Consider the following 19,735-nt stretch of genomic DNA (forward strand, 5'->3'; position numbering starts at 1 on the left):
TGACTGGAGAGTTAAGTTGGTGTATCGATTTTAATAAAAAAAGCATAAAATATGGACGAAGATATAAGTTTACATACTAAAATTATTGCAATAAAGGATCTTTTGACTTTTTCGAATTTAAAATTACCTGTTTATCAAAGACCTTATAAATGGCAAGAACGCCATATTCAACAATTAATTGAAGATATCAGTCTGTTTAAGAACAAGACAGCTTATAGATTAGGTACTTTAGTAATTAATAAAGATGGAACAGAATACAATATCGTAGATGGGCAACAAAGAACTATTAGCTGCTTGCTTTTATTCAAAGCTATTGTAGCTGTTTTTTCATTTAAGGATCCAATTCTTATAAAAGAGATAGATCGTATATCTTCAAAAATAATAAGTTTTTCATTTAGTAACGAAATTTCGCAGAAAAATATTGCAAATAACTATCTGGTCGCATGTAGATATGTAGCCAATTTAGATGAAGATTTTGTACGTTTTTTTCTTCATCATTGTGAGTTGATTTATTTTGAAATTAATAATATAAGTGAAGCTTTTCAGTTTTTTGATGCGCAAAATTCACGAGGTAAAGATTTAGAGCCGCACGATCTTTTAAAAGCCTATCATTTGCGTGAATATAGCATTGATGAGGAAAAAAGTAAATTGAATGATGTCACAGCCTGGGAAGCTTATCAATCTGATAAATTATCAAAATTGTTCTCAGAATATCTGTTTAGAATTCGTTCTTGGTCTCGTGGGGAATCTGGAACTGAATTTGATAAGAATAAAATTTTTTTATTTAAAGGTGTAACCGTTGGTAAAATAGGAGATTATAAATATGCAGAAGCATTAAGAATTTTACACCATTATACAGATGAATATAATGGAAGTTATCATAGACAGATAGATTTAAATTTAAAATCGTATCCATTTCAATTAGACGGACCAATTTTAAATGGAAGACGTTTTTTTGAGATGATTAGTCATTACAAAAAGGTGTTTGATTTAATGCTTAATGACATTAAGGATAATTCATCTCTAAACTCAATATCACGAAGTATTTTAAAGGTAATAAAAGAATATGACGGATGGGAACGTACAGGAGATACTTATGTTCGAACACTATTTGAATGTATTTTAGTTTTTTATATTGATAAATTTGGTACTCACAATATTGATTTAGCCATAGAAAAGCTTTTTGCTTGGTCTTACAAACTACGGTTAGAATATTATGCAATTCAGTTTGAAAGTGTAGATAATCATGTTTTGGGCTCAAATATGTTTTTAGATATTAAAAATAGCTATACACCGCAGGAAGCACTACGTCGTCCTACAATTTTCAACTTCACTAAGAAAAGAGAAATTCCAGAAATCGAAAAAATTCTGACGAAACTATATTATATATAATATGCAACACGAAATAAATACATTTAATATAAAAACGTTGTTTACAACCTCGAAATATCGTATTCCTATTTATCAGAGAAATTATGCTTGGGGTAGATCAGAAATATCTCAGTTGATCCAAGATATCATCGATTATATTCCAGAAAAACGTAATTATTACATAGGTACCTTAGTTGTATTTGAACGTAATGAAAAAGGAACCCATTTTTTTGATACAATTGATGGGCAACAACGTCTTACGACTTTCTCAATTTTATTATCTGTATTACAAAATGAATATAAAGTAATTGACTGGTTTAAAGAGAATTTATTATCATTTGAAAGCAGACCGTTATCTCAGAATGGATTAGATTTTTCATTTTCAGGTTTTTTTGATTCTAATAAAGATTATCATAATACAATAAAAGAAGCTTATGATCATATTATTTTAGATATAAAAAACAAGCTAGAAGAGAATCAAATTATGATTGCCGACTTTGTACATTATCTATGCGAGTATGTTACAATATTACAAGTTGAAGTTCCTTATGATACTGATTTGAATCATTATTTTGAAATTATGAATAATAGAGGGGAGCAACTCGAAAAACACGAAGTGGTCAAATCTATGTTACTAGATTGTTTATATGATGAAGAAGATATTAATAACAAACATCTTTTGGAGCTATTTCATGTAGTCTGGGATGCTGTAAGTAATATGGAACGTTATGTACAATTTGGTTTTGAACCAAAGTTAAGAAGAAAATTGTTTGGAAAAGATTGGACAACTTTACAACTCGCAAATGTAGATGAATTGCAAGATGTTTTTCTTAAATATAATATAAATGGTAAAACTAAAGAACTTCAAGAGTTAACTGTAGAAGAAATTATAGTCAAAGGTAGATTTAATATAAAGGAAAATGTAAATGAAACACCTGATAGATTCACTTCACCTGTTAATTTTCAGAATTTTCTATTACAATTACTTCGTGTTTACACAAAGAATAAAGAAACAACTTTGGACGATAAAAAATTGATATATTTTTTTAAAAATGAGATAAAGAGAAGTGGTCTTCTGTCGAAAGAATTTGCATTACAATTTATGTTTCAAATGCTAAATGGGAAATATTTACTGGATAAATATGTATTAAAACGTCAGTTTTTAGCTAATAAAGAAGGATGGAGCGTCTTAACCTTAAAATCAAATGATGGCAAAAAAGGATTTTATGTTAATACATTTGGAGATGAAGCTAATTGCGAAAATGAGATTATTGTAATGCTATTATCAATGTTTCATGTTTCCACCCCAACAATGATTTACAAACATTGGCTAAATGCTGTTTTATATTATTTGATTGATGCTAAGGAGATAAATGTTAATAACTATCAATTATATTTAGAGAAATTTGCGAAAGACTTAGTTTGTTTTAGATTTTTAAATAGAGATAGTCAATCAAAATTGGATTATTACACTTTGATATATGAAAATCACTTCTTGTTAGAAGAATATCCAATCATCACTGACGATAATATGGGATTAATATATGGATCTATTGAAAATAATTTAGTATTTAACTTTTTAGACTATATTATATGGTTAAATGATAAAACCGGAAAATTCTCTAGCTTCGAATTTTCATTTAGAAGTTCTGTGGAGCATTACTATCCCCAAAATCCTATTGGAGGTAGAAAGTTAGAGGATGAAAAAGCATTACATTCTTTTGGTAATTTGTGTTTAATAAGTCATCAAAAAAACTCAAAATTAAATCATCATTTGCCGACTGCTAAAAGGAATTATTATGCTAAATTAAATCAAGGAGGTCAATTGGCTTATGATAGTTTGAAGCAATATGTAATGATGAATAATTACAATTCTGATACATGGAGTGAAACAGATATTTATGAGCATAATCAAGAAGTGGTAGCTATGTTCAATGGCTTTATTCAAAACAATTAAACTGTGATTTTTAGAACAAATACCGAAAAATTGTAATAGCCAACTTCTAGAGAAATTGTTGTATATTATAGTTTTCTGGAAATTGGTAAAAGAATAAAAATGATTTCCAATATAGAAACTGAAATCTTATAAAGCGAGGTTATCCGCTATGTTTAATTGTTTCTAACTGGAGCATTTGATGCTCGTCAATAATGTATAACCGATTCTCTGTAAGAAAGATGTTTCTTTGTCCAGATAAATCACTACATGTCTTAAACTTTTTCTGGTACAGGGCCATTGCCCTCACGCAGTTTTACTCTTATTGACTAAGCCTCCGTATCCATTTTAAGATAGATATAAAATCATTTGTAGAAAGGTTATTTTAATGAGCTTTTTTAAGCTTACGTGGGTCTGAATATAATTAGTCTTAAAAACAACTTGAATATTTTTTAAAACGTTGGTTTACATCACGTAGAGAAATATCTCTTTTATTTTATAAAGGTAAACTGTAGATTTATCAACATACAATGCAGATTAATATGAGTAATAAAGCAATAAATAGGCTGAAAGCGGTTCTAGCTGAACAAGCCAAAACTAATAAATGGCTTGCAGGTGAATTGAACAAAAATGAAACTACTGTCTCTCGTTGGTGCACAAATGAAGTGCAGCCACCAGTTGAAACTTTGCTTCAAATTGCAGAATTATTAAATATTAATATAAAAGACTTATTGAACTCAAACAAGTAAATGAAAAACGATAAAATAAAACTCTCACAATTAGAAGGCTTCTTGATGAAAGCAGCAGATATTTTGAGAGGAAAAATGGATGCATCGGAATACAAAGAATTTATATTTGGAATGCTTTTCTTAAAAAGAATGTCTGATATATTTGAACAAAAACGAGGGCATTACAAGAAAAATGATTACGCACATTTAGATGAAGAAACGCTTGCAATTATTTTAGAAGACAAAGTAACTTATGGTGACACTTTTTTTGTTCCTGCAAGAGCTAGATGGAATGAAGGGTTTATAGATGAAAATGGTAACCAACAACCACCTATAAAATATTTAAAAAACAATATTGGTCAAATGCTAAACAAAGCATTAGATGCTATTGAAGATGCAAATTCTGAAACATTATCAGGTATTTTTAAAGGTAGGATTAATTTCAACAAAGAAGTTGATGGGAAGGCAATTGTAAAAAACAATGACCTTATCAAGATGTTAGAACACTTCAATTCGTTTCCAGCATTAATCAATGAAAACTTTGAGTTTCCTGATTTATTAGGTGCAGCTTATGAATATTTATTAAAGCACTTTGCGGATGAAGGTGGAAAAAAAGGAGGACAATTTTATACACCAAACCAAGTAGTTAGGTTATTAGTACAATTGATGAAACCCGAACAAGGAATGTCAATTTATGATCCAACAGCAGGTTCGGGTGGTATGTTAATTCAAGCACACCAGTACATAGAAGAGCAGGGACAAGACGCCAATAATTTAGAATTGTTTGGCCAAGAAATGGACCCGACTGTAGTTGCAATATGTAAAATGAATATCATTTTGCATAATATTTCAAAATACACAATTGAATATGGCGATACTTTAGAAGAGCCATTAAATGAAAAAGATGGTCAGTTATTGCAGTTTGACAGAGTAATTGCAAATCCTCCATTCTCTCAAAATTACAAAGAATCCGAGATGAAGTACAAATCTCGTTTTCCTTATGGTTTTGCTCCAGAAGATGGTAAAAAAGCTGATTTTATGTTTGTTCAACATATGCTGGCAAGTTGTAAAAAGAACGGTAAAGTTGTTGTTGTAATGCCTCACGGAGTTTTATTTAGAGGTGGAAAAGAAAAGGAAATCAGAGAGGGAATGTTAAAGGATAATGTAATTGAAGGAATTATAAGTTTACCACCACAATTATTTTATGGTACAGGTATTCCAGCTTGTGTGATTATTTTAAATAAAAACAAACCTGACAACTTAAAGAATAAAGTGTTTTTTATTAATGCAGACAAAGATTTTGCAGAAGGTAAAAAACAAAATTCCTTACGACCTGAGGATATTGAGAAAATCGATTATGTTTTCACAAACAAAGTAGAAGAACCTAAATATTCCAAATTAGTTGATTTAGAAACTATTGAAGAAAACGAATTTACCTTAAACATCAGAAGATACGTTGATAATACGCCTGAACCTGAACCAGAAGATGTAAAAGCGCATTTAGTTGGTGGTATTCCAATAACTGAAATTGAAGCAGTACAAAACTCCATTTGTAAAAAATTTAATTACGATGGTAGTGTTTTGTTTAAAGCTAAAAATCAACTATACAAAGACTTTGCTATAACAGACAAAGCTGAAATTAAAAGCCAAATTGAAGAAGATAAAAATGTAGTCAAAACGTTAGTTGATTTGGGATTGCATTTGGCAGATTGGTGGCAATTAGCAAAAGAAGATTTCTCTTCATTAGCTCCAGTTAAAGAAACTGTTCAAGAAAACAGGGTTTCAGAACCAATGGCAGCTTATATTTCTTTGGGTGGTGACAAAATTCCAAAAGTTAGAAAAGAATTATTGGACACCATTAAAGAAAAGTTTGTTCCAGTTGGTGTGTTGGATAAATTTCAAGTCGCAGGAGTTTTCGTGAATTGGTGGGATAATATCAAATATGACCTAAAAACCATAATGCAAAATGGTTGGGATGCCGGACTTATTCCTGAAGAATATCTTATTGCAGAATTTTTCACCAAAGAGCAAACAGAAATTGAAAATCTTGAAATAAGTCAATCCGAAAAAGAAACCAACTTGGAGGAAGCTATTGAAGAAGCAATCAATATATTAGAATACGAAGCAGAGGAAGGTGAAAAAGTAACCAATGCTAAAGTAAAAGAACTATTTAGAAAGAATATTGATTATTTGGTTAAAGAAAAGAAGAAACTCAATGAGGCAAAACCATTTCAAGAAATCAATACAACCATATTGAAATTGGAAGCCGAAATCAAAGAAATCAAAGGTACTTTAAAAGTAAAAGATGCGGAGTTGGAGTTGAAATTAATTCTAAAACGTTACGGTTCAGAAGAAGAGAAAGAGGAAAGTGTTAAGCTTTTGAAAACAGTTGATACCGAATTGGGTAAATTGAATATTGGAACCGATGAATTGATTGTTGATTTCAAAACTGATTTAAAAACCAGTTCAGATTTTGAGCAAATTAAAAAATCAGTAACAGCATTAGAAAAAGAATTAAAAGCGGATAAAACTAACGAAGCAGAAACACTATTGAAATTATCAAAAGTAATAGAAGCTAAAAAACAAATTGCAGAAATAGCAAAACGAGTTACAGCACTAACTAAAGACAAAGGGATTATTACCAATAAATTAAATAAATTAGATAATTTATTAGCGGAAATTGGTGGAATGATAACTACCGATGAAGCCCAAAAACTAATTCTTAAAAAGCATTTTGATATTGTAAACAACCAATTACAACGTTACTTAAATGCTGAAAAAAGAACATTAATTGGCGCGTATGAAAACCTTTTTAACAAATACTTTGTTTCTGCTGATAGTATAGAAAAAGACAGAAACAAAACAATGAAAGAATTAAACGATTTTTTAACTGATTTAAAATATTTGAGTTAAGATGGAAGAAAGTAATATTTTAATTCCTGAAGGTTGGGAAAGAGTTAAATTCAGTGAATATATTTCTTTTCAGGAAGGTCCAGGATTAATGTCTTTCCTATTTCGAGAAGTTGGTTTTCCTTTTATTAATATTCGATGCATAGAAAATGGAAAAATTAATAAAGAAAGTTGTCAGTTTTTGAGTGAAGAAATAGCACAGAATCAATATAAGCATTTTCAACTTGAAGAAAATGATTTAATTGTTTCAACATCGGGTACATTAGGTAAAAAAGCTTTTGTAAAAAAAAGTGATTTACCACTTTTGCTTAATACATCGATAATTAGATTTAAGCCCAAAGACACAGATGTTATGAGCTTAAACTTTCTAAATTTTCTTTTAGAAGATAATAGTTTTTTATACAATTTATATAGTCAGAGCACTGGTAGTGCTCAAGTAAATGTAGGTCCTACACATCTTAAAAAGTTATTTATTACTATTCCTAAAACATCAAAGGAACAAAATAAAATTGCTGAAATCTTATCAAAAGTTGATAAAGCAATTTCTGAAACCGAAATAATTATAGCAAAATATAATCGTATTAAAACAGGTTTAATACAAGATTTATTGACAAAAGGAACTGATGAAGAAGGTAATATTCGTAATGAAAAAACACATAAATTTAAAGATAGCCCTTTAGGTAGAATACCTAATGAATGGAGTTGTAAAACCATTGATGATATTTCTGAAAGATTGAGAAGTGGAGTTACACCTAAAGGTGGTAGTAATGTATATCAAGAAGAAGGAATTATGCTGATTAGAAGTCAAAATGTTTATCCATACGGTTTTAAATTAAATGATGTTGCATACATTAATGATGAAATAAATATCAGAATGTTAGGTAGTCAATTAAATGAAAATGATGTACTTTTAAATATAACAGGAGCATCAATTGGAAGAGCTACTTATGTCCCAAATAATTTTCCTAAAGCCAATGTTAATCAACACGTATGTGCTATTCGTTTAAAAGATAGTAATAGTTCTAAAGCAATCTTCTTGTCAGTTTTTTTAAATTCTATTTATGGGCAAAATCAAATTTATCAAAATATTAATGGTAGCAATAGGGAAGGCATAAATTACACTCAAATAAAGGAAATAAAATTACCCTCTTTTAATAGTGATCGAGAGCTTGAAATGTTTATAAATATGATTTTTAAAATCAATACTAAAATTGAAAGTGAAGAAATAAAACTTGCAAAACTAAAATCCACCAAAACAGGATTAATGCAAGACCTATTATCAGGTAAAAAAAGAGTAACGCATTTAATAAATTAAAACGCATCCAATGATAGTAACGAACGATAACAAGTACAGAGGTAATTTGGGCTCAAGTCTAAAATTAGACGAGTATTCACACGTAGAAAAACCTTTTTTGGAGCAATTAATAAATTTAGGTTGGGCATTAGGCAACAATGAAGTGTTAAAATTAGCTTTGCAACAAACGCCACAACAAAGTTATCGTACTTCCTTTTCAGAGGTGGTTTTACAACCAAAATTGCGTCAATCTTTAAAAACGATTAATCCTTTTTTAACCGAGCCACAAATTGATGATGTAGTTCGCAAAATAACTACGTTTGAAAAAGGCAGCTTAATAGAAAGCAATCAAAAAGTACTAGATTTATTGTTAGAAAACACAACCGTTTCTAAAAATGAAATTACAGGAGAGTTAAGTCCAACGGTTCGTTACATTGATTTTGAAAATGTAACGAATAATATTTTTACAGCAATTTCTCAATTCAAAGTAAACATTCCTGGTACGGACCATAATATTGTTCCTGATATTGTTTTGTTTGTAAATGGTTTACCTATTGTTGTTGTCGAAGCAAAATCATCAAAAGTAAAAGAGCCAATTCCGGAGGCCATTGACCAATTGTTGCGTTATTCGGAACAACGTGGCGATAGCAGAGAAGGTAATAAAGAGTTATTTTTCTACAATCAATTTATAATCACGACCTGCAGTTTAGAAGCAAAATTTGGAACAATTACAACCAACATAGAGAAACATTTTTATCGTTGGACTGATCCCTTTCCAAAATCATTAAATGATTTAATACACGGAAAATCATCACCAAACGACCAACAACGTTTAGTTGCAGGAATGCTTGATTTGAGAAACTTGTTAGACATTATTCAAGTATTTACCGTTTTTCAAATAGACGATAAAGGCAGAAAAATAAAAGTAGTTGGACGCTACCAACAATTCAGATCAGTAAAATTAGCAACCAAACGTTTAATAGAAGGCAAAAATCCGTTAGAACGTGGTGGTATTATTTGGCATACACAAGGTTCAGGAAAGTCATTAACAATGATGTTTATGGTGCGCGAAATGCGTTTAAAACCCGAATTACTCTCTTGGAAAATTGTTTTTGTAACCGATAGAACACAGTTAGAAGAACAATTATCAGAAACAGGCGGAAGTATTGGTTTTAATATCAAAACAGCTAATTTCATCAATCCAAAAGCTACTCCAAATGGACAAAGTTTAAAAGAATTATTAGCAACTGATAATTCCGATTTGGTAATGGCAATGATACACAAATTTCAAGAAAATGGAGATTTAAGTGGTTTACAAATTTTTCCAGAACTTAATCCAAGTGCAAATGTTTTAATTATGACCGATGAGGCACACCGTTCTCAATATTCATTATTAGCTGCTAATTTAGATAAAGCATTACCAAATGCAACTTCAATAGGTTTTACTGGAACACCAACAGGAAAAACAGAAAAAAAATACAAAGATTATATTGATAAATACACTATGCGTCAAGCTATTGATGATGGTGTAACATTAGAGATTGTCTATGAAGGATTAACACATAATGCCGAAATTCCTAATAAGTCAGGAATGGATAAAAAGTTTGAAGATGTTTTTAGTGAATATACTTTAACGGAACGTTTACAAATATTAGGATTTGGTACTCGTGATGCCTATTTAGATGCCATTGAAACTATTGAAGCAAAAGCTGAAAATATGGTTAACCATTATGTGGAGCATATCTTTTCGGGAGGTTTTAAGGCACAAATCGTAGGTAATTCTCGTGAAGCTTGTGTTAGATATAAAGTAGCAATAGATAATGCCTTAAAAACAAAAATAGCGGAGTTAGAAATATCAAACCCAATGTTGGTTAATATTGATGTTTTAAAGCAATTGGAAACAGCTGTAGTTATTTCTGGAAATCATAACGATAAAATACATATAAAAGCCTTTACAAGTGGACAATATCATAAAAAAAGTATTAAACGTTTTAAATTACCATTTGATAAAACAGACGAAGAGGACAAAACGGTAAATGGCAATGTTGGGATTATTATTGTAAACAATATGTTGCTTACTGGTTTTGATGCTCCAATCGAACAAGTAATGTATTTGGATAGAGTAGTTGTAGCCCACAATTTATTACAAACTATTGCTAGGGTAAACCGTATAGGACCAGAAGGAAAGGACAAAGGTTTTATTGTAGATTATGTTGGTGTAGGACATCATTTAAAAAGAGCATTAGATACTTATGCAGAGAAAGAACTACAAGAAATCATAGAATGTATCACTGATGATGAAACCGAATTAAATGAACTAATAAAAGCGCACAATGAAATATGGGATTATCTAAAAGAGCAAGGTTTAGATGATTTAACGGATATTGATGCTTTCTTTGACGTATTCTATGATGAAGATATTCGTTTTGAATACATTAAACTATATAATAAATTGACAACTTGTTTTAATAATGTTTTACCAAGAAAAGAAGCATTAGAATTTTTTACCGATTGGAAATCATTTACAGAGATTAATGCCTTAGCAAACAAACATTTTAGAGACAATCGTTTTAGTATGAAAGGTATTCCGCCAAAATTAAGAGGAATCGCGGATGAGTTTCTTAAATCAAAAGGTATTGAACAAACTATTGCACCAATATCAATTATTGCGGATGATTTCCTTAAAAATGTTAAGAATAAGGAGCGAACTAAAACTAAAGCAGCCGAAGTAGAACACGCAATTCGTCATTACATAGATATTAATTTAGATGAAGATCCTGAATTATTCGCATCATTCTCGGAAGCATTAGAAAAGATATTAGAAAATTTTAAAGGGAATTGGAAAGTTATATATGAAGAATTAGAAAAGCTACGTGAGAAAATAAAAAACAGAGAAAAAGAGGAAACTTATGGTTTAGACAGGAAAAAACAAATGCCTTTATTCCGTATTTTTAAAGCTGAGTTATTCGATAATAGAGCATTAAACGAGGATGAAATAGCACAAAATGTAAATCTAACGCAACACATCTTTAATCTTGTAGTTACTGAAATAAAACTAACAGGTTTTTGGGATAGTGTTCCGGCACAATCAAAACTAAAAGCCGAATTACAAAAAATGTTGTTATCGCCAGAATTCAATAAATTACCAAATATTATTAAAAAAAGAAGTGAACTAATTTCAAGAATAATGGAGCTTTCAAAAACCAATCATTTTAAAATGATAGCAGAATAAGATGCAGTTAGAGTACGAAATAAAATTTAGCAAAAGAAAAACACTCAACATCACCGTTGAACGTGACAGGAAAATTATTGTCCGTGCTCCATTGAATTTGTCATTAGAAAAGATAGAAGAAATAGTTCAATCAAAAAGACAATGGTTAAAAGAAAAAATCAATCATGCACAAAAGTATCCAGTTGATATAAAACCAAAAGAATTTATATCAGGAGAAACACTATTGTATTTAGGCAGAAACTATCAATTATTATTAGTTGACGAACCAATTGAAGGCATAGAATTTAACCAACGATTTAGAATTTCAAGAGAAAATCAAGGAGTAGCTAACAAATTATTCAAAGCTTGGTATATGAAACAAGCATTAAGTAAAATTGAACCATTAGCTAAAATGTATGCAACTAATTTAGGTGTCAAATTCAATGAATTTAAAACCTCTCAAATGAAATACCGTTGGGGTTCTTGCACTCCGAATAACAATATCATATTCAATTGGCGAATAATCAAAGCACCAATGTATGTTTTGGAATATCTAGTGGCTCACGAATTAGTACATCTTATTGAAGAAAATCATACACCTCGTTTCTGGAACATACTATCGATTCAAGTACCTAATTATCAAAAGGCTAAAAATTGGTTAAAGATTAATGGGCATTTGTTGGAGGTTGATTTCTAATTATTGATAAAAGATTCGACATATTATTACTTCTCTTCAATACTAAATGGAGTTGCCAACTTAGTCGGTAGTAATAAGTTAGCAACTCCAAATTGGATTTTGTAATTCCTATTCCAAATTGTCTATATCATCTTGTATACATTTCACTATATTCACTTGTTAATGAATTATTATCTAGTTTATGAACTTCTAAAAAAGTATGAATCTTCTCACTTGTAATATTATTAAGATCATAGTTTTTAAACTCTTTAATGAAATTTTTTACAGATGATTTTAAAGCTTTTAATTTTCCTTTTCTAATCACTTCAACTCTATGTGTAAAATTAGCATTTGACGCAAGTTTCTTGGTTGGAATTATCATAGCATATTTCACTACTACATCTCTTCCATACTGTTCTTCAAACCAACCACAATGATTATTCATTTGACCTGCCTCAGATTTTATAATTTCTATTCTATCAACATCAACCTCTGATTTACATTCAAATATTAAATATTGATTCACTGAAATGCACCATAAATTATCTGGACCCTTTTTAATTTCTTTATCCGGCCTTTCTGATAAAAAGCCAAGTAGTTTACCTAATTGTTGTATCGATTTTTCGAACTTTTCGTGGCTAATTCCAAAATCTAGGTTCGAAAGAATATCTTCTACTTCTAGAGCTAACTCAGAATAACTTTTATGATTAAGGATGAATTCTTTAATTTTTTGAATTCTATTTTCGTTAATAAAACTCAACTTCTGATAAGTGATTCCATCCTTAGGTTTTAATAGTTCGTAATTTAAATTGAAAGCACTTTTTTGTAGTTCATTTGATGATATTTTACTGAAGTTGTATAAGTATTTTGCTTTTAATTGTAAATACCAACCTTTTTCTAAGTCATCAGAAACACATGAGTCAATTAGTTCTTGAATTGTGTCAGCTGCTTTGCTATAATCACCAATAAAATAATTTTTAGTAGCTTTTTTCTCTAGTTCATAAATCTTATGATTATATTTTATTTCGTTAGCAGTATCAATTGAATTCATCTCCTCTGTATAATATTCCTTCCAATCTTCATCTCTATGCAAGGTTTGATTTATAAGATCAACTAATTGTTTAATTCGATTATCTTTATATTTGTCAACTTCATCATTTGCCATTTTAGCAATTTCTAAACCTATTTCTATTTGCTTTCTAGTTTGGTAAGAAAAATACTTGTTTGTTTGAATGCTTTTAACAAATTTAACCAAATCTGCACCAATCATAAGAATAACACTATAATCTTTTTCTCCTCGAACACTTCTTCCTAATCCTTGCTCAATTTTCTGAGCTATTTTAATATTATTATAATCACTATTTATTCTAGATTGTTCTTCGTATTTATCTGATAAAGAAGTGAAGTTAGGTTTACCATCGATAACAAGTACTCTACAACTTTCATCTGGCAAATCAATACCATCATAACGATTTGCTAATACAATGGATCTATCAAAATTTCCATTTTTTAGTTTTTTTATTTCATCAGCTAAGCTTTTAGTATTTGGATTTATAGCGCCTTGATTAAAATACAGCTGTGCTTTTGTAAAAGATGATACTAAAGACACTACACCAAATTTCCTATTTTCTGAAGGCTTAGATACTAATGAAATAACTCTATCTCTTGTAATATCATCATGAATAAGTGAAGGAATTAAAATCATCTTTTCTCCAGACCAAATTTTATCAACATCCTTCAAAGGGGAATTGACTGCTTCAACTGAGAGATTTAGACCTTTAATAAAAAAAGAATCATCCTGGGTCGTTGCCGACATTAGTATTCTATTATTTGCATTTGTGAAAAATGAAAACTTCTCTATTGGAAGATGTATTGATGAGATTTCAATATAGCTACCTGAGACAAAGGCTTGACATTTATCAATATGATCTTTTAAAAGTGGCCATACAAATTTGATAAATTGCTCCTCTTTGTAGTAAGACAGAATCTCCATTACCTCATCCGATTTATCTATCCATTCCCAATATGGAATTGGAAGAAATGAATCGTTATTTGGTTGATATAATTCCAAATATGTTCCCATCCCTTGGTCACATAATGAAGTGTCAAATAAATTAAATATTTTTTTATAACACTCGTGTGCTCTATCAATTTTTACGGTAAAAGAATCTTTAATTGCATCAATACAGGCATGAGCATCGTCCAGAATAATGGATCCAATATTACTACTTCTAGTTCCTATTCCAAAAATAGACTTTCCATTAAATACTTTTTGAACATGAGTAATAAGAATTCTTTTTCCATTAATAAAATCGTCAGGTAATATATTATCAATACCTATTTCACAAACAAGAATACCAAATTTTCGTGCATCTTCTATAGCTTGATTTACCAAATATTTGTTAGGACAAATAAATATGCATGGACCTTGGTTCGAGTTTATTTTTGACTGAAGCATCAATAAACCAATTAAGGTTTTACCTTCGCCTGTATGAAGTTTTATAATTAAATCCCTATTATCTTTATGATCTTTAAACCAATCCTCAAGTATATATTTTTGTGTTGGCCTAAGAGGACCGGTTACACTTCTTCTATCTAGGGTATCGTAAATTTCAACTGGATTAGTTTTTCTATCAACAGTATTCTTATTAAGTTTTTTTTTAAAATCGACCATTTTTAAATTTAATATTTGACAATAATATTTTCTATTTTAGGATCTTTCCGAAAAGATATGTCAAATTAGTCAAGAATAAGTACGGGAAACCGTAAATCTGTATATTATTTTGAAATCCCGTTTTTAATTATTGGTCTGATTTGGAAAATATATTTTTATATAATAGGTCTCATAGTTATCTGGAGGAGAAATCAGATATATTTTCGATTATTTTACATAGTATAGAATTATGGATTAATAAATTGTGTCTCATTAACGATACTGATTAGACATATACTGACTAATTATAGATAATGTAATAGATGAAGTTGCGTAAATAGTTAACTTTATCTGCCGACTAAGTTAGTTACTCGATTTAATGTAAATTGCAATTAGAGCCTAAAAACTTTTATGTAAGATCTTTCTTAATTGAACCGTCTTCAAATTCGGTAGTGTCAATTCAACAAATTTTATAACCAACATAGATATTAGCGAATTTATTTTTAGTACAAACCTGTTGAAAATCAATAAAATTGCGTAGGAGTCGATAACATATCTCCTTTTGTCAACCATAGATGATAGATTATTAATCAATTATTTTTTTTTACAGATAATCCTTATTTGTTTGATAAGCAGGTATTAATTACGGGTCATTCTTACTAAAATATCGTTATAATTTTCCTGTGGTAATACTTCGAGTACTTCAACTAAGTAATCTATTTGATTGATGTCGATTTCAACGGATATGAGTTTTGAAAATTCCCTTGGAACATATCCTAAGTCGTCAGGCCACAAGTCTGTAATTTTTATAGCAAAGGGATCAAAATCATTATTGGGCTCCCTGTTGTAGTTAAGAATATCTCCTATAGTTACATTAAGGCTTGCATTTCTACGCTCTTCGTTAAAGAAAACTCCCTTAATCCAGAAACTAAATGTTTCAGGAGTGCCATCAAATTTATTAGGGCTTAGTTTAAATGCCGTTGTCAGTATATTTTGAGCATCATAAGTATTGAAATTGAATTCATCAATATCTTCATTCGTAAGGTTTGCAATCCATTTGATAAAGTTTCTACCATTCAGATTACCGGATATATCAGATAATCTAAGTGAAATATCACGGTTCTTAATACCAATTGATCGTGCCAAACATGCTGTTGAGTTATTTAATCCATACTTAAGAAAACTCGATAGGTTTTTAATTCCATCAGGCATTTCTTCTACATGAAGAAGATGCGTAAGTATTGTAAGGAATGCAGAAATACCCCATGCATATCTAAAATAAAAACCCTCTGATAACAAAATATGCAGGTGTTCTGGTTTGTCAGAAATATCCTCCCAATCTATAATAAGGTTTTCAATCTCGGCACCAGTTATCCAGCCATTAGCAATAGTTAAATAGTCTTTCGGGCCTCCAGTTATTTTATCCAATTTATAGGACGTAACTTCTTCTATTTCTCCATTGTGAAATAGTTCAAAAATCATAGCCAGCATCCATAGATAATCATCAGTAGCGATAATGAATAACAACTCTTCTTTAGTTAATATAAAATTACGTATTGCTAGATTGCTTTTTACTGCAAATCCAGTTTCGCTAAAGATCCTTAACAAATCATCAGGAACCTCTTCTTCAATACTTGCCATAATTCTTGTAAACGAATTTCTGATCGGAGTAATGTCTATATTTCTCTTATCAGCCTGAACTTTGAAGAGACTATTATTAAGAACCTGTTCAATCGCGCTTTCTGCATTAAGATCTCCTATTACTTCTTCAGCAAGTAAACTTAGTAAATATGGCTCAGCCAGTGAAGACATATATTGTTCGTAAAGACTGCCATTTATTCTTTTCTCAATAAGTGCATTCAGTACATTAAAAAACATGCTAAAAGCAGGTTCAATGTTGGCCTTCTCAGAATATTCCTCATAGGATATATTATCCGTATGACTTTTTATTACAAATATCACCTGACCTTCAGTTTCTTTACCAGCTCTACCAGCTCTTCCTACAAGGTTCCAGAAGTCTCGGTTACTAACTTTATTAATTATTAATTTCTTATTCTCGTCAACCTCGGTGCTTATGATTGTGCTATGGATGATAATGTATTTGATTGGGAAGTTCAATCCTTGTCCGACGGTATTTGTCGCAATAAGAATCCGCAGTTTCCCGTCGGAATAGTCTGTTTCTACAGCTCGACGTACAGCCTCTGGCATATCTCCATAATGTATACCAATCCCTCTTTCAATACACCTTGTAACGTGTGACTCTTCGCCAAACCATTTCTTAGCAAAGAAGTAAGACTCTTTATTACGATTAATCCTTAATACTAATGGGGTGGTCTCTTCGGGCAACTTTTCTAGTATGCTTAGTATTGAATTCCCGACTGATTTAGTATAGCGTGGTTGGGAACAAAATACAAGACAATTCCCATCTTTTGACAATTCAAAAGCAATACTAGCACAAGTATCACCTTTATTGTTTTTTCTTGGGTAAGTATTCTCATATTGTTTTATCTTAATGATACTTGGTACAAAGGCATTGCTTTTGATCCTGGTGTCTTCATTTTCGGTATTAATATCCTTGTAAGTGATTGTACCATTATTACCTACCCAGTCGAATCTCCCAATCCACTTTTTTGTTGGCTCCCATGTTTCATCAACACCACTGTCAGGAAATAGTTTAGACCTAACGACGCGTCCAGCAGTACCGTTCAGCCACATCGAATATTCATCCGCATTTTCAGGAGGCATCACCGCTGATATGAAAATGGTTCTTAAAGAAGGTACGTGAATTTTTAAACGTATTATGAGAAATTCCAAAAGGCTTGCACGAGATGAAATCTCACCTACAATGTGTCCCTCATCAACTACCATTATCGATATTGACTCGAAATATCCAGGGTTGACTCTCAATAACAGATCAATCTTTTCCGGTGTTGCGATTAATACATTTGTGTCTTCCAATATCATCTCTTGGAATTCGTCTATTTCGTAACTTCCAGAAAGTGAAGACACTGAATAGCCTAGTTTGGAGAGGTAATCAGCAAGTTCAACTTCCTTTTCATTTGTTAATGCCCTAAATGGTGCAACATATATACATTTCCTATCCGGTTCCTCAATTAATGAATTTAGGATTGCGAGTTCTGCTATAAATGTTTTACCTGCACTGGTTGGCATTTGGATAACATAGCTATCCCTAGTAGACAAAATCCCTGCATCCAGTGCCCTTAGTTGCGAAATCCAAAATTCAAACTTTGATAGTCTTTTTTCTGACTCTTTTATTTTGTCTCTGTTGTAAATATCGTAGGTCTGCAGTTTGATATATTTATTCCAGATGGTATTTATGCCTATGTCTTTTACAACTTTTAAATTTTCCCATATAGATCGTTCACTGTATGTTCTTACCCTAGCTCTGATAAGAAATAATAACTGGGAAAGATAAATGTTACCTTCCTTCAGGAAGTATAGATAACATTCGTTCACCTCTATAGAATAGTTATTTTCAGTTCCGTTGAGAATGGTTTCAAACCAACTGGCAATTGCCTTGTTGAAAATTTTGAGTCCAATATCTTCGCTAACATCATTATTAATTTTCGCTCTTGCATCGTAAATCTGTTTTAATAGGATACGTCTGATCTGAGCAATGATGTAGTTATCTAAATCAAGCTCAACTTCCATTTCGGTTGTCAGCAGGTAGTTATCGGTTTTTCTTACCAGGCATACTGCATTTGCCTGATAACCCGAAATGTCAAAGCATAATGCAGATAGAATTAGGCAATAGTCTCTATCATATACCTCACTTACTTCACTAAGATCCTCAAAAATTTCCGCGGCAATTTTAATGGAATTGATTGCTGTTTTCAGGTCAGTTCCTGAATGCAATAAATTGCAACCATTGGTTGATAAATACAAGGCCCTATCCCATAAGTAAGATTCAGAATAAGTTCGAGTGAAGTCTACACTCATTTTTCTCGCCGCTATCTGATTCTTATAGTTATTGAATTTGTACTCTTCTATTATCTGATTCAGTTCTTTTGAAATTATGTTGTAATATTCCCCAGTCTCCATGCTATTTGCCATAAACGTGATCGTGAAAAATTGTCATTGCTCTTGCATAGGATTCATCGACCCTTATTCTGAAGTCATTTAGTAGCACTATTGTCACATTCAATGGAGCAAGTGATGGTGGAAGAGCATGAAGATCATCCAGTATATCACTGATAAACTCAGTAGATTCAATTATAAAAAATAGTTCGAAATGGGAGTTATAGTTTGCAGGATTCTTTACAATATCAGCATATTTAATAGAGGTAGCAAGGTCGCCTTCTTCATAACTTAGTCTACTCAAAAAGTCTGCAATACCCTGATTTGCCTGTGTCTGGTCTTTAACAAGACTGTTGTGGGCATTTACGGTAACGTAAAAACCATTCTCCTTTCTTATTCCCTGTCTTGTCTTTATTTCATAATAGTGAATGTCCGTTATATTTTGGTCACTGTTGTGGGCAATCATATCAGTGCAAAAAACAGCCCTGTCTTTATTAAATTTCCAACGCAGTTTTTTGATAGGTACAGTCAACCCTTCAAAATAGCCGACAATAAGAGCTGCCAATATTTCGCCGAAGTCGCCTGGCTTAACAATTTTATTAGCAATACCAGTGTCTGCTGGGAAAAGATAACTTTCTATGTATTCTGTTAATTTAGAGGGTAATTCATTTTCAAAATGTAGTTTCATGAAAGCAATATTTCTATAGCTATCTGATAGCTGATCGGCGAGATAATCTTTTATTTCGTCATCCGCCACAATTTTCTCACTTACATCTATAATTCGAAATGTGTTATAAGGCGCTGGCGCTCTTTCTTGATAATTAAGCCATTTGTCGAGCATTGTTGATTTAGTTATTGGGTATCAGTTGGGTTAAAGTTATTATAATCTTTGTTATCAAACATAATTATAATAATAAGAAT

The 19,735-nt window shown here is 30.9% G+C and carries 10 protein-coding genes; 7 read left to right on the plus strand and 3 right to left on the minus strand.

What is annotated here, in order from left to right:
* Positions 1 to 51 precede the first annotated feature (51 nt).
* The 7 genes from M2265_RS00475 (at position 52) to M2265_RS00505 (ending at position 12,144) form a co-directional block, all read left to right on the plus strand.
* Positions 52 to 1,392, plus strand: coding sequence for a DUF262 domain-containing protein (locus tag M2265_RS00475; protein WP_132768703.1), 1,341 nt, complete (start codon positions 52 to 54; stop codon positions 1,390 to 1,392).
* A gap of 1 nt (position 1,393) precedes the next feature.
* Entirely contained in the window at positions 1,394 to 3,328 is a 1,935-nt protein-coding gene (locus tag M2265_RS00480) for a DUF262 domain-containing protein (RefSeq protein ID WP_132768702.1), read from the plus strand.
* 518 nt (positions 3,329 to 3,846) lie between these two features.
* Entirely contained in the window at positions 3,847 to 4,053 is a 207-nt protein-coding gene (locus tag M2265_RS00485) for a helix-turn-helix transcriptional regulator (protein ID WP_132768700.1), read from the plus strand.
* The gene (locus M2265_RS00490) at positions 4,054 to 6,945 is read left to right on the plus strand and encodes a type I restriction-modification system subunit M (protein WP_132768698.1); all 2,892 of its coding nucleotides are present in this window, start codon (positions 4,054 to 4,056) and stop codon (positions 6,943 to 6,945) included.
* A 1-nt stretch (position 6,946) separates the two neighbouring features.
* The gene (locus M2265_RS00495; RefSeq protein ID WP_132768697.1) at positions 6,947 to 8,257 is read left to right on the plus strand and encodes a restriction endonuclease subunit S; all 1,311 of its coding nucleotides are present in this window, start codon (positions 6,947 to 6,949) and stop codon (positions 8,255 to 8,257) included.
* Between the two features lie 10 nt (positions 8,258 to 8,267).
* Positions 8,268 to 11,468 (plus strand): type I restriction endonuclease subunit R, encoded by a 3,201-nt coding sequence (locus tag M2265_RS00500; protein ID WP_132768695.1) that lies wholly within the window; start codon positions 8,268 to 8,270, stop codon positions 11,466 to 11,468.
* Between the two features lies 1 nt (position 11,469).
* Positions 11,470 to 12,144, plus strand: a complete 675-nt coding sequence (locus M2265_RS00505) for a M48 family metallopeptidase (protein WP_132768694.1) — start codon at positions 11,470 to 11,472, stop codon at positions 12,142 to 12,144.
* Between the two features lie 127 nt (positions 12,145 to 12,271).
* On the opposite strand, the gene M2265_RS00510 is transcribed toward M2265_RS00505, so the two are convergent.
* The 3 genes from M2265_RS00510 to M2265_RS00520 form a co-directional block, all read right to left on the minus strand.
* On the minus strand, positions 12,272 to 14,797 hold the full coding sequence (locus M2265_RS00510; protein ID WP_132768692.1) for a DEAD/DEAH box helicase family protein: 2,526 nt from the start codon (positions 14,795 to 14,797) through the stop codon (positions 12,272 to 12,274).
* 618 nt (positions 14,798 to 15,415) lie between these two features.
* Entirely contained in the window at positions 15,416 to 18,850 is a 3,435-nt protein-coding gene (locus M2265_RS00515; RefSeq protein WP_132768690.1) for a DEAD/DEAH box helicase, read from the minus strand.
* Positions 18,840 to 19,655, minus strand: a complete 816-nt coding sequence (locus M2265_RS00520) for a hypothetical protein (RefSeq protein WP_132768688.1) — start codon at positions 19,653 to 19,655, stop codon at positions 18,840 to 18,842. Before M2265_RS00520 ends, M2265_RS00515 begins: the two co-directional genes overlap by 11 nt.
* Between the last annotated feature and the right edge of the window lie 80 nt (positions 19,656 to 19,735).

Origin of the sequence: Sphingobacterium kitahiroshimense, assembly GCF_025961315.1 — a bacterium.
In the GTDB taxonomy this organism is placed as follows: domain Bacteria; phylum Bacteroidota; class Bacteroidia; order Sphingobacteriales; family Sphingobacteriaceae; genus Sphingobacterium; species Sphingobacterium anhuiense.

Coding starts and splice junctions, on each gene's coding strand:
- M2265_RS00475 (WP_132768703.1), top strand. CDS start 52: ATGGACGAAGATATAAGTTTACATACTAAAATTATTGCAATAAAGGAT.
- M2265_RS00490 (WP_132768698.1), top strand. CDS start 4,054: ATGAAAAACGATAAAATAAAACTCTCACAATTAGAAGGCTTCTTGATG.
- M2265_RS00485 (WP_132768700.1), top strand. CDS start 3,847: ATGAGTAATAAAGCAATAAATAGGCTGAAAGCGGTTCTAGCTGAACAA.
- M2265_RS00505 (WP_132768694.1), top strand. CDS start 11,470: ATGCAGTTAGAGTACGAAATAAAATTTAGCAAAAGAAAAACACTCAAC.
- M2265_RS00515 (WP_132768690.1), bottom strand. CDS start 18,850: ATGGCAAATAGCATGGAGACTGGGGAATATTACAACATAATTTCAAAA.
- M2265_RS00510 (WP_132768692.1), bottom strand. CDS start 14,797: ATGGTCGATTTTAAAAAAAAACTTAATAAGAATACTGTTGATAGAAAA.
- M2265_RS00500 (WP_132768695.1), top strand. CDS start 8,268: ATGATAGTAACGAACGATAACAAGTACAGAGGTAATTTGGGCTCAAGT.
- M2265_RS00520 (WP_132768688.1), bottom strand. CDS start 19,655: ATGCTCGACAAATGGCTTAATTATCAAGAAAGAGCGCCAGCGCCTTAT.
- M2265_RS00480 (WP_132768702.1), top strand. CDS start 1,394: ATGCAACACGAAATAAATACATTTAATATAAAAACGTTGTTTACAACC.
- M2265_RS00495 (WP_132768697.1), top strand. CDS start 6,947: ATGGAAGAAAGTAATATTTTAATTCCTGAAGGTTGGGAAAGAGTTAAA.